The organism is Lentimicrobium saccharophilum (assembly GCF_001192835.1).
Classification (GTDB): Bacteria; Bacteroidota; Bacteroidia; order Bacteroidales; family Lentimicrobiaceae; genus Lentimicrobium; species Lentimicrobium saccharophilum.
In genome coordinates this window covers 1,252,198-1,265,071 of the sequence record NZ_DF968183.1, presented here as the reverse complement: position 1 = coordinate 1,265,071, position 12,874 = coordinate 1,252,198, and the positions used below count along the sequence as shown (strand labels likewise).

General features: G+C 47.5%; 10 protein-coding genes. All 10 read right to left on the bottom strand.

Annotated features, from left to right (window positions below; all coding sequences use genetic code 11):
- Position 1: 1 nt before the first annotated feature.
- Complete coding sequence (locus tag TBC1_RS16935) at positions 2 to 3,196, bottom strand: SusC/RagA family TonB-linked outer membrane protein (RefSeq protein ID WP_062045369.1); 3,195 nt, start codon at positions 3,194 to 3,196, stop codon at positions 2 to 4.
- 55 nt (positions 3,197 to 3,251) lie between these two features.
- Positions 3,252 to 4,415, bottom strand: coding sequence for an IS4 family transposase (locus TBC1_RS16930; RefSeq protein ID WP_062045367.1), 1,164 nt, complete (start codon positions 4,413 to 4,415; stop codon positions 3,252 to 3,254).
- 474 nt (positions 4,416 to 4,889) lie between these two features.
- A complete protein-coding gene (locus TBC1_RS16925) occupies positions 4,890 to 5,297 on the bottom strand; it encodes a hypothetical protein (RefSeq protein ID WP_062045365.1) in 408 nt (135 codons plus the stop codon).
- A 133-nt stretch (positions 5,298 to 5,430) separates the two neighbouring features.
- A complete protein-coding gene (locus TBC1_RS16920) occupies positions 5,431 to 5,877 on the bottom strand; it encodes a hypothetical protein (RefSeq protein WP_062045363.1) in 447 nt (148 codons plus the stop codon).
- Positions 5,878 to 6,102: 225 nt separating this feature from the next.
- A complete protein-coding gene (locus TBC1_RS16915; RefSeq protein WP_062045361.1) occupies positions 6,103 to 7,629 on the bottom strand; it encodes an HAL/PAL/TAL family ammonia-lyase in 1,527 nt (508 codons plus the stop codon).
- Between the two features lie 113 nt (positions 7,630 to 7,742).
- The gene (gene hutH / locus TBC1_RS16910; protein ID WP_062045360.1) at positions 7,743 to 9,242 is read right to left on the bottom strand and encodes a histidine ammonia-lyase; all 1,500 of its coding nucleotides are present in this window, start codon (positions 9,240 to 9,242) and stop codon (positions 7,743 to 7,745) included.
- 133 nt (positions 9,243 to 9,375) lie between these two features.
- A complete protein-coding gene (gene hisS, locus TBC1_RS16905) occupies positions 9,376 to 10,740 on the bottom strand; it encodes a histidine--tRNA ligase (protein WP_062045358.1) in 1,365 nt (454 codons plus the stop codon).
- 84 nt (positions 10,741 to 10,824) lie between these two features.
- Positions 10,825 to 11,298 carry a WbuC family cupin fold metalloprotein gene (locus TBC1_RS16900; RefSeq protein WP_062045356.1) on the bottom strand — a complete coding sequence of 158 codons (474 nt, stop codon included), beginning with the start codon at positions 11,296 to 11,298 and terminating at the stop codon, positions 10,825 to 10,827.
- A complete protein-coding gene (locus tag TBC1_RS16895; protein WP_062045354.1) occupies positions 11,295 to 12,047 on the bottom strand; it encodes a DUF3307 domain-containing protein in 753 nt (250 codons plus the stop codon). Before TBC1_RS16895 ends, TBC1_RS16900 begins: the two co-directional genes overlap by 4 nt.
- Before the next feature lie 154 nt (positions 12,048 to 12,201).
- A complete protein-coding gene (locus TBC1_RS16890) occupies positions 12,202 to 12,873 on the bottom strand; it encodes a hypothetical protein (RefSeq protein ID WP_062045352.1) in 672 nt (223 codons plus the stop codon).
- Position 12,874: the final 1 nt, after the last annotated feature.

Sequence of the window (12,874 nt, the reverse complement as noted above, 5' to 3'; positions counted from 1 at the left end):
ATTAAAACGTTACATCAATCGTAAAGCCATAACTGGTGGTCTGGGGCAGAGAGAACCTTTCAAAGGATCCTCCCATATTGGTGTTACCCTGTGAAGTTTCCGGATCAATGTTGCGAAGGGCAGACCAGATCAGGATGTTTCTTGCGTACAGCGAAATACCAGCAGTTGCGGTTTTGTAGATGTTCTTCGGGAGACGATACCTCAGTGAAACCTCGCGCAGTTTTACAAATGAATTTTCGTGGATGTAATACTCATCTACATTCGATAATACGTTTGCATAGAGATTCTCAACGGCTCTCGGATCATTCGGACCACCCCTTACAATATCGTTGGGCGTACCATCAGGTTTTACACCGGGATAGATAAAAGTTGATTCCCTGTCCTCGGTAACGGCCGACATACCATAGAGATCGAGCAGACCGTTTGAACCTGAATACATTTCACCACCTTGTTTCCATTCGAATACGGTACTCAGTGATAATGATTTATAGCTCAGTGTTGTTGTACCATTCAGGATGAAATCAGGGGATACTTCTCCGATTACATCGGGGTCTCCTGCCTGGGGAAATCCGTGATTCCAGGCGCCGGGGTTATCAACAACAACGATGTTGCCATTATCGTCACGAACAAAAGATGTTCCGTAAATAACCGGGAAGGTATTTCCGATACCTGCACGCACCTGGGGAGTTACAAAACCACCGAGGAAGATGCTTTCTACACCCGGAGCGAGTTCGTCAACCATGTTGGTGAGCTTGGTATAGTTAAGATTGATATCCCAGGTGAAGTCCTTGGTTTTGATAGGAGTGACATAAAGAACGATTTCATGCGCATCGGTAGTTACAGCGCCGCCGTTCATTACGAGTGTACTTGCTCCTGTCGAACCTGCGAGGGGCACCGGGAAGATCTGATCAGTTACATTCTGTTTCGAGAAAGTGTAATCAACGCCAAACCTGTTGTTGAAAAATTTCAGGTCGATACCGAATTCGGTTGATTTGGTGTTCTGGGGTTTCAGGTTCGGGTCGTAACGTTCATCACTGGGAATATAAGCACTGATGCCACCGATCGGATACTGGATGGGAGTGCCAACCCAGAAACCGCCACCATAGGCAGGAATTGTGAAGAAGTTTTCATAATAAGTACCAGCCTGGCCTACTTCTGCATATGAAGCCCTGACTTTAGCATAAGAGAGCCAGTCAATTTCCTGGAGGGCACTCATTTCAGTTGCAACAAATGATGCGCCCACTGACGGGTAGAAGAAAGTCCTGTTGTCTCTCGGCATAGTCGAAACAACGTCGTTTCTGCCTGTTGCATTCAGGAAGATCATTGATTTCCAGGAGAGGGACAAACTTCCGAATACACCGACAGTTCTGTTGGCCCATTGTGACTCGTTGGCCGTTACAACGCTGGCATTTCCGATGTGGTTCCAGCCAGGGAAATTGAAATTCTGGCCGGATTCGGTATAACCTTTGGTATTTTCGTGGTTAATCTCATTACCAAGCACAAAATTGAAATCAAAATCCTCGGTAATATTCCAGTCAAATGCACCGGTAAGCAGGGAGTTGAAAATGGTATTGGTTGTACCATAGTTGTCAATAACCCCTCTTGAGTTACCCCTGCTGCCATAGCCGAAGATGTCCTGCAAGTGGGTTGTATAGGTGTCTGCTCCTGCCTGGTACCGGATATTCAGCGACTTGCTGGCATCGAGTTCAGTCTTGAAGTTGACGAATGCATTACCGAAGAAACGGTTGGTGTTTTCATTGAAGGTGTTGTTGTGTTCAACCCAGTAAGCATTGTCAAAACTTCCGCCACGATAATATATCTGACGGGTTGGTTCGCCTGGCCTGTGGTAAGGATAACCTTTCAGGTTATAGCTTGAAGGTGCTGCAAGCACCCCGGCCAATGAACCGTCATTGGCACCTGATAACTTGTCAATCGTTACTGTTGAATAATTGGCTGAAAATCCTGTAGTGAAATTCTTGTTGAGGTTTCTTTCGGCATTTGCCCTTACATTGTAACGGGTCATGCCGGTATTTAATGCGATACCGGTTTGTTCGGTATTGCTGAAACCGAGAGAAAAGTTACCTTCATTGGTAGCCTGGGAAATACTGATGTTATTGGCCATGGTATAACCTGTCTGGAAGTAATCGTCCCAGTTGTTAAACACCTGAGGAGTAACCCATGGATTAAGGCCTGCCTGATCAAGCTGGGGCACATAGAATTTACCTTCCTGCAATCCCCATTCATTGGTGAGGTCATTAACAACATTTCCTCCGCGAACGGGATCATTCGGCAGATCGTTGATTTTCGGACCCCACGACATAGAAGAGGTCGGAACATAGTTTCCACCGGTACCCTGTGCATAGGTGGTCTGGTAATCAGGTGTTCTTGAAACCTGATCGAAACTGCTGGTATGACTGAAGTTAACTACCGGACGGCCAACCTTATTGTTTTTACCGCTTTTGGTGGTGATAATGATTACACCGTTGGAAGCACGGATGCCATACAAAGCACCTGCAGCCTGTCCTTTGAGGACTTCGATACTCTCGATATCGGCGGGGTTGATGTCAATGGCACGGTTTGAAATGTCTGCGCCGGTAACACTGTTTCCTGTCGAATAAGCAGGGGTTGATGAAATAGGCATTCCATCAACAACATACAAAGGTGTGTTGTTTCCGGTAAATGAACGGGCACCCCTGATCTGAAACTGTGAAGAGGCGCCGGGCATACCGCTCGAAGGCTTGATTTCGACACCGGCTACTTTTCCCTGCAGTGCGCCAAGCAAACTGTTGTTGCCTGTGCGGGTAAGGTCTTCAGCGCCTACATCCTGTACGGCATAACCCAGAGATTTTTTCTCCCGGCTGATACCCAGCGCAGTAACAACAACTCCTTCGATATCCATAATATCCGGATCAAGGACTACATTGATTACTGTCTGATTGCCAATGGTTACCTCTTTGGTTTTCATTCCCACAAACGAAAACTGAAGGATACGTCCGCTGGCGGGAACGTTGATGGAGTACTTCCCACTCATGTCGGTGGTGAGACCAACAGTTGTTCCTTTTACAAGTACAGTAGCTCCGGGAATGCCTTTGCCATCCTCTGAACTGGAAACCGTACCTGTAACGGTGGTTTGTGCCAGAACTACCTGCACTCCGGCGAAAATCAAAAGTGCAAGCATCAATGCAAATTTTCTCATAGTGTGTGTTTTTGATGAGTAAAATCACTAGTGTCCCATTAAAACTGGGACGTTATTAAAAATTAAACAAATTTGGCTCATTAAGCCTAAAACGTTCTTTGTCATTTTGAAATTTAGTTCTATCGAACAGATCCAGAAGATTGGTTTTATCTGTTAATGATATGCCCAAGATCTGCAAGACCTCGTATGTACTTCTGTCGAGTCGCATGTCTTTTTGGACGATCGCTACTAGGCAGTACGTGCACATAGCGACGTAGATTTGGATCCGAACTGCATTTGCTGTAGTTCCCCAAAATTTCTTGATTTTCAGGTGTTGCTTCAGCCATTTGAAGAAAAGCTCGACTTGCCAGCGGTTCTTGTAAAGTTCGGCGACTTGAAGCGCTGAAACGTGCGTGGCGTTGGTCAAGAATACCAGCTCGCGTTTTTGTTCTTCATCCCAATATTTGACCAATCGAAGTTGCTCTGGATAATATTGTTTGGGATAAAACCCCGTCAATTCAACAGTTAAATCTGAAAGCACGTTCTTGGGCAACCTTCTTTTCCATTTGATTGTCTTGTATTGGAGGTTATTCTTTGCCCTGACAACGAAGAAAGCTTCTATCCGATGAATCTTGTACAACATCTTGAAGTGGTTGTACGCACGGTCAAATATGTAATATGATCCTGGTTCATAGGGGATTTCTTTCATCGCGGTAGAGTCGTGCGCCGAAGCTTCGGTGATATGGAAAAACGCCGGTATCTTTGTCTCCACATCATATAATGTATGCACTTTGATCCCGCCTTTTTTCTTGCGAAACTTTGCCCACCAGAACACGGAAAGGCACAAGTCAACCGTCGTTGAATCAAAAGCGTAGACATTGCCCCCAAGTTTGAAGATGTCAGAAGCCCGTTTATGTCTGGCCTCGTTTACCAGATAATAAGCGTCCTCTTCAAAGATGCGGTAGTCCCTGTCTTGATTGGCTCTGGCCAGAGATGATTTTGATACGTTCTTGCCCAAACCCAAATGATAAGCTTTGGAGTGATGGGCGTCAAGCGCGACAACCAAATCCCTGAGACTTTCACGGTTTGACAATTGTCCGAACATCAGGGAAAGAAGTTGGTTCCAACAAGTGAAGTGTTTAACATATCTGTCCCCGTCATATTTGCGGACAATATAGTTGAACTTATTCCTATCCAAGAAAGATGTTAGCTGGGCGAAAACGTATTTATCCTTATGCATTTGCAATTTTTTCTAAGAATTGCAAATGTGCAAATTGAAATCCGTTTAATCGAAAAACGCATGTAACTAACTAAATTTCAAATATTTCAAAGAACTTTTTAATATTTTAATGGGACAGTAATGGAGTAAAATGTTAAACAATAATTGTTTAGGTAAAATTTCGTGACTGGTGTTGGTTGGTTTTAAGGTGTTACTTCTCTCAGAGGACCTCCTTTTTAGGTTAGTTTTTCATTAGTTGGTGCAATTTATAATAAATTCCGGTACCTGATACAACAAAATTAACAAATAATTAATGTTGAATCATTGTTTTTTCTTCCGAAACATCAGCAACAATCAATGCTTTGACCAATTTATAAATTATATTGGTGACCCAAATAATTGATATCTAGATTGGTAACATTGATTTACAAGTATTCCATCAGTTCCGGAGTTGGAATTCCACCAGCACGAAAGTATTTCCGGTTTATTCCGAAACTAATTTTTCATGTATCTCAGGTTTATCCCGAAAAGCAGGATAAAGACAGAGGAAAAGAACAATTCGTTCAAATCAAAATGTTCGGTTCCGAAAACGAGCAGGGGGTAGTTGAAGAGCAGGAATTGAGCAGCGAAATAGAGATAGAAACCGTGCTTCTTTAGTTTCCACATCAGGATAATTCCGGTAAGCGCGAGCAGACTGAAGCCGATCATAGGGAGGGCAGAGAAACCGGAGAACAGGTGAGCGTTGGAGAATTCCTGAGATGATGCAATAAGGTTAAAACCAAGTGAACAGGCAATGTAAATAATGACCCAGAAACCTGTAATAATCAGCGAAAAAATGCATAGCGCCCTTAAAAAGAGGGTGTTATTGTTGGAATGTTTAGGTAGAATATGGTTGTCGCTCAACGTATATTCATTTAAAAACCTGTTTTACCGTTTGAAACGGCATGGCTAATGTAAGGAATATTACTCCGGAATGTCAACAGGTAGTTGAAAAAAAGTTAAAATTGTTTATAAACAGTGGGTTTTAAACAGGTACTTATCTCATAAACCTTAAATTCAGGCCATATCCAAGGATAAAAGTTCCCGTCAGAAGGAATGTTGTAAACGGAATCTGATATCCTGCTATCATCAGCAGCGGAGCGGCAAGCAACAGCAGTTGGGCAATTGTGTAAAAATGAAACCCTGTTTTCCGGAGCTTCCACATCAGGATGGCTCCGGTAAGTGAAAGCAGGTTCAGCAATCCTGTAACCACAAAGAAGTTTTTCCCCGCCGACTGCACGAGCTCAAGCATGGATTCAGCTTCAGGCACGGGCATCTGCTTTAGCGCCAGGGGGATAATGTCGTAAGCCATCACCACAAACAGCGACGAAAGGGCCGTACCCCCTCCCCCGATAAAGGATAGAATGCAAAGCAAGGTGAGTGTTGGCGGGCGTTTCCCGGTATAAAATTGTCGTTTATTGTCTTCAGGCGTTTGTTCCGTCATAGAGATGATGACCTTTTTAGTTTTCAGAAAGATGTTATCTTAGGGACAGTCAAAACTTTCTGACCTTGTTTTACTTTATTTTTTTGTGATTCTTTGACAATGGCAGGGTACACAGATATTAAGCGTCATGAAACTGCAGCGCGCTGCAAAGCGATGTTAAGGCAGCCATTTCCTGATTTATCAAGCAATCCGGATAACCGGTTACATTTAACGGGAAACGCCGGGTCAGCCATCAAGTTTACCGACAACTGCTTCCACCTCGTTGAGGATTTCACAGGATTTCACCAGCTCTTTCATCTTGTTGTGATCGTTATAGAGCGGGCGGTCGATATCGAGAAATTCAACATGACGGCGGATTACTTCTTTGGCTTTGGTAACGCCCCTGCCGAAGGCATATTCCCTGAAATCGAGCGCCTGCGCTGCTGCCATAAATTCAATGCCGAGGATGCCATAGGCATTGTCAAGGATCATGTTGTTCTTAAGGGCAGTGTTCATGCCCATGGATACAAAGTCTTCCTGATCGGCAGCCGCTGGAATGGATTGAATGGAGGCGGGCATACTCAGGATGCGTTGTTCTACGATCTGCATATCGGCGGTATACTGACTGAGCATCAGGCCCGAAAACATGCCTGCGCCTTTGGTGAGGAATGCCGGTAATCCCACGCTGAGCGCCGGGTTATTGAGGCGGTTCATCCTGCGTTCTGACATTACGCTTACCATGGTAATTACCGATCCGGCCATATCCATGGGCACGGCCACCGGGGTTCCCTGGAAGTTGGCGCCGGAGAGTTGCAGGTTCTGGTCGGGGAAAAAGATAGGATTGTCGCCGACGCCGTTCAGTTCAATTTCAACCTGCGATTTCGCCCAGGCGATGGCATCGTGGGCAGCGCCGATCACCTGTGGTGTGGAACGCATGGAGTATGCATCCTGAACCTTGCATTTGATGCGGTTTTCTGCGAGATCGCCGCCTTCAACCAACCGGCGGATGGCGTTTGCACTTCTTACGGCCCCCTTGAATCCCCGGACTTCATGCAGCAGGGCATTGTAGGGTTTCATATTTGCTTTAAGCGCCTCCAATGACAAGGCAGCAGCGATTTCGGCCTGCTTCAGCCAGTTATTGGCATCGTAAAGAAAAATGGCACTCATGGCGGTGAGCACATTGCTCCCGTTGATGGTGGCCAGTCCGTCACGGGCTTTCAGCCCCGGGATGGGGATGCCGGCCTTTTCCATGGCTTCCTTTCCATCCAGCAGTTTTCCTTTGTAAAATGCCTTCCCTTCACCCATCATCAGCAGGGCGATCTGCGACATGGGCGCCAGGTCACCGCTGGCTCCGACCGATCCTTTCTGGCATACATAAGGGGTAACGCCTTTGTTCAGCATTTCCACCAGTGTCATGGTGATTTCGGGCCTTACACCTGAATTTCCGTGGGCATGCACATTGATGCGGCCCAGCATGGCCCCCCGCACATGCTCGGCAGGCATGGCTTCGCCGATGCCCGCGGCATGGTTGTATATCAGGTACTTCTGAAACTCCTTTACCTGGTCATCATTGAGAACTACTTCCGAAAACTCGCCAATACCGGTATTCACGCCGTACATAATTTCACCGGCAACAATTTTTTTCTCCAGCATGGCCCTGCATGCCTGTATGCGCTGAATGGCTTCGGGATGCAGATCAACCTGTTTTCCGTGCCGTGCGACGTCAACCACATCCTCAATGGTCAGTCCGCTGCCTTTGATAATAAGTGTCATGATACCTCCGGGAGTTAGTTTGTTTCATCAAAGGAATGCAAAAGGACGGATTCTGCAAAAAAAAATCCGGAATAATTTTTAATTCCGGATTTTCAGGTTATTTAATTCCGGCATCATGCCGGAAAATCAATGCGCACATTTTTCAGGAAGTCTATTGATTTCTGAATTTCGGTGTACATGATGGTATCGTCTTTAATAAAGGGAACTGCACTTCTGTATTCCGAAATAAATGCATTCAGGAAAGGGGAGGTGGCGGTGGCATCCCTGAATTCGAGGGCCTGCGATGCCGCAAAGAGTTCGATGGCCAGCAACTTTTCGAGGTTATTCACTACCCTCAGGGTTTTGGTGGCGGCATTGGCGCCCATGCTCACATGGTCTTCCTGTTCATTGGATGAAGTGATCGAGTCGACCGAGCATGGCGTTGCCAGTTGCTTGTTCTGACTGACGATGCTGGCAGCGGTGTACTGGGGGATCATAAAGCCGGAGTTCAGGCCGGGCTTTGCCACCAGGAACTCAGGCAACCCGCGTTGACCGGCAATCAGCCGGTAAACCCTTCTTTCGGCGATGTTGCCAAGCTCGGCGAGGGCGATGGAGAGGAAGTCCAGGGCAAAGGCAATGGGTTCACCGTGAAAGTTTCCGCCTGAAAGTACCAGGTCTTCGTCGGGGAAGATGGTGGGATTGTCGGTTACCGCGTTGATCTCGGTAAGGACGACACTTTCAGCATATCTGACGGTGTCTTTAACGGCACCATGCACCTGGGGAATACAGCGGAACGAATACGGGTCCTGTACTTTTTTCCCGGGCTGGCTGATCAGAAGGCTGCCGTTCAGGATATTCCTGAAATTACGGGCTGTTTCAATCTGGCCCTGATGCGGCCGGATGGTGTGCAGCTGCTCCATGAAAGGATCCGGCCGGCCATTATAGGCTTCCAGAGAAATGGCTCCTGTGATATCGGCGAACAAAGAGAGTTTTTTGGCTTTCAGCAGGATATAAATGGCGTGGGCTCCCATAAACTGTGTGCCGTTGAGCAGGGCCAGGCCCTCTTTCGACTGCAGCGGTAAAGGCTCCCAGCCAAATTGTTTCAGGACTTTTTTGGCCGGAAGTACTTTCCCCTTAACCGATACTTCACCCATGCCCAGCAACGGCAGGCAGAGATGAGCCAGCGGGGCCAGATCGCCTGAGGCGCCGAGTGACCCCTGTTCATAGACGACCGGGAGAACATCATTATTGTAAAAATCGAGCAAACGCTCCACTGTTTGCACCTGCACACCCGAGTTGCCCGACGAAAGTGCGTGGGCTTTGAGCATCAGCATCAGCCTGACAATATCATCTGATACTACATTGCCGGTGCCGCAGGCATGCGACATCACCAGGTTTTCCTGTAGTTTGCTGAGGTCCCTGGCTGAAATCTGAATATTGCACAATGATCCGAAACCCGTGGTGATGCCGTAAATAGGATCGCTGTGGTTTTCGAGCTTGCTGTCGAGATAATCTCGGCAGTGCTGAATTTTCGTTTTCGCTTCCTCCGAAAGGATGAGTTTCGTGTTGTTCTGAAGAATCTGTTCAATGGTTTCCAGGTTCAGCTTCTGTGAACTGATGGCAAAAGTATTCATAAGAAAATGGAATAAGTTGTTGACTGATTTTGTTAACTGATGGAATAGTCCGGGGTTTATCCCCTGATTCTCGCCGTCAGACCTGCCCGGTTGATTTTTACCTTGAATTTCAGGTTCCAGTCAATAAACATAATCAGCGGATGTAATTCATCAATTCGCCGGCTTCCACAGATTGCTGTTCGCCGGATGACATGTTTTTCAGAACGGCCTTTCCATTGGCCCTTTCCTCTTCACCGACAATGACCACCCAGGGAATCCGGTGCACATCGGCATAGGAGAATTGTTTTTTCAGCTTGGCCTGGTCGGGATATACTTCGGTGTTGATACCGTTTTTTCTTAATTCAGCAGCCAGACCGATGCAGACTTTTTCTTCTTCCCTGCCGAAATTCACGAACAATACCCTGGTGGTGGCCGATGCCCCTTCCGGGAAAAGGTTGAGTTCGTTCATAACATCATAGATGCGGTCGGCTCCGAATGAAATTCCGACTCCCGAAATCCCCGGGAGTCCGAAAATGCCCGTAAGATTATCATAGCGTCCGCCTCCGCTGATGCTTCCCATGGCCACTCCGGCCGCCTTCACCTCTATAATGGCCCCGGTGTAGTAGTTCAGACCGCGGGCAAGGGTAAGGTCCAGCTCAACGGGCGAATCTATGTGCATGATGCCTGTAAGGTCGAGGATTTCGCTGATTTCTTCAATCCCTTTCGGGCCATCGGCAGTGTCTGAGAGGAGCTCTTTCAGTTTTCCGAGTTTTTCTGTATTAGATCCCTGCAGGTGAAGAACAGGTTGCAGTTTTTCAATTGCCTCCCTGCTGATTCCCCTTCCGGCGAGTTCTTCATTGACTTTTTCAGCTCCGATTTTATCGAGTTTGTCTATGGCAACGGTGATGTCCGTAATCTTATCGGCATATCCGATCAATTCGGCGATGCCTGACAGGATCTTCCGGTTGTTGAGTTTTATATTCACCTTTATCCCCAGCCGGCTGAAAACCTGGTCGGCGATCAGCAGCAACTCGGCTTCATTGATCATGGCATCTGAGCCAACCACATCGGCATCGCACTGGTAAAACTCGCGGTAGCGTCCTTTCTGCGGACGGTCGGCACGCCATACCGGTTGAATCTGGTAACGTTTGAAGGGGAAGGTGATGTCGTTGCGGTGCTGTACCACGTAACGGGCAAAAGGTACGGTGAGGTCGTAGCGCAGCCCTTTTTCACTGATTTTATGCGACAGGTGTCCTGCATTATCTTTTTTTAGTTCGTGCTCATCTACCCCTGAAAGGAAATCACCGGAATTAAGGATACGGAACAATAGTTTGTCCCCTTCTTCCCCGTATTTACCCAGGAGGGTGGAGAGATTCTCCATGGCAGGAGTCTCAATGGGTTGATAGCCATATTGCCCGAATACCGAACGGATGGTATCGAAAATGTAGTTTCTGCGATTCATTTCAAGCGGTGAAAAGTCGCGGGTTCCCTTGGGTATGGCAGGTTTTGTAATACTCATGACAATAACAACTGACTGCTTGCCGTCATTATTTGCAGACATGAAGGCTGATCAGCGGTGCGGCAAAAATAAGGAAAAACAACCTTACTTCAAGCCAAGTTTCCCGATAAGTCCCTGCAGGTAGAGGGCTGCCTCAGGGGAATTTTCGGCCGGCGCCCAGGGGGCGAAATTCTTGTCGTCAATCGGATTGTAGGGGCCGTCCTTGGCTTCATAGGCGATGGATCCCGGTTCCAGTGAAATCACGGTGTGAAATGTTCTTTCAGCGATTTCGGCAGCCACGGCCTGACCGCCGGGACTCAGCACAACGTGGCCGGTAATATTGCCTTCCCCGTCGAATTGCACAAGGCAGAGTTTGCCACGAAGGGCGAAAAATACTTCCCGCTTGTCAGGATCTTCGTGTTTGTGCGGCCGCACATAGGTTCCCGGTTCCATCGCGTTCAGCAACCGTTGCAGGGTGTCCTCCGGCCCCGTGTGGAAGTTGTGGTTCATACGCTTGCGGGGCGATAGCCTGGCTTTGTATGTCAGCTGATCCATCAGTTCTGTGTCGATTTTTTTCATAAATCCGGTAGGTTGATGAGGTAATTGGCAGCAATTCCGGTAAAGATGGCTGCAGCGAAACTGATCATGGTTCCGATAAGGATATATTCAGCCCCTTTCCGGTTGCCGTTTTCGCGGATATCCCCGAACCGAAGGATGGATTTGGCTGCGATCAGGAAACCGATGGCCGGAAACTGGTTCACAAATATAAAGGTGAGTATCAGTAACCTTTCGAGCATCCCTATGTAACGACCCGCATCTTTCAGGCCGCCTGACTGATTGCTTTCGGCCTGCCATTGCTTTGTGAACTGCGCGATGAAAATGCCCATGGGCCATAGGACGGTAAGATAAGCGCCAATGTAAATCCACAGATGATAATTACCGAAAAGGAAACCGCAACAGCTGTACCCGGCGTTCAATACCGGAAGATATAGCGCTGTCGCCACTATTGTGGCCCCGAGGTGCAGGGCCTGATCCGTATAGAAGATGGCGGTCGAGTCCGGAGCATATGACTTCAGCAGATCAGTAAAGGCATGGGCGGCAAAGATCAGCAGCGGAATGGCCCACACCTGGTGGTAACCTGACAAAGCCCAGGAAAGAACGGTTACGATGCCCGCGTTCAGGTAAAGGAAAGGGGATTTCCACCTGCCGGCCCTGCGGTTCTCAATCCATGATTTTTTCTGAAAAACAAAATCTCCTGCCAAATGAGCAATCAATAGTCTGATGAACAGTGAGACAGTATCAGTTTCAAAAAGGTAAACTGCTTCCATTCCTATAGTATTTTGTGCAGGGTAATGGTCAAAATTCAGTTTATCGGGATCGTTGATTGGTTAAGCCCCACATGGCTATAATTGATAATTATAGCCTTACAGCACTATAATTAGCCTTTATAGCCTTACAGGGCTATATTTTGTTTTTATCGCCTTAAGGGTTTGTAAATGAACCGGATTCATTTGATAGCGCGACATAGTAATCCATCCAATGTTCAACTGCGTTCCATCCCATCGCGTTTATTTTTGCAGTTACGGTGGGTTGTCTTGTTTTTGTAACCTTTGCAATTTCGGATTGGTTCAGCGATTGAAGCAGGAGCGGTACAATCCGGCACTGCGAAGTGGTCCATCTGCGGAGGATGTCTTCGGCGAGCATCAGACCTGCATTCAGGTTACGGTTGATTTCCCTGTTTTCGGAGACAAAACCTGTGAGACGCGGCGCTTTGAGCGTTTCAAGCAACCGGCCCGAAAGGTTAAAGACTTCTCCGCTGCTTTCGGTAATATTCCCGGCAACGTGATTTACTTTTCCGACAGCGATGCCGATGCGGGCATCCACTGATCTGCTCAGGGGAGCAGGGTAAGTACTGCGCAATCCTGTTCTGATAATCAGCCAGGCTTTCAGGGCGCATGCCGGTTCGCAGATCAGCTGAAAACTGTCGCCCCTGAAAATACTGAAGCGGGTAGCGAAACCGGCCGGTTTGCAAATGGGATCAATAGATTGGAAAATGGTTGTCAATGCTTCGGGCAGCCGTTTGAGGTCAGCGGGCGACATGCGCGATGATTTCACGATATCGCCGGTAAGCACAGCATAAAGTGAATTGTCCATA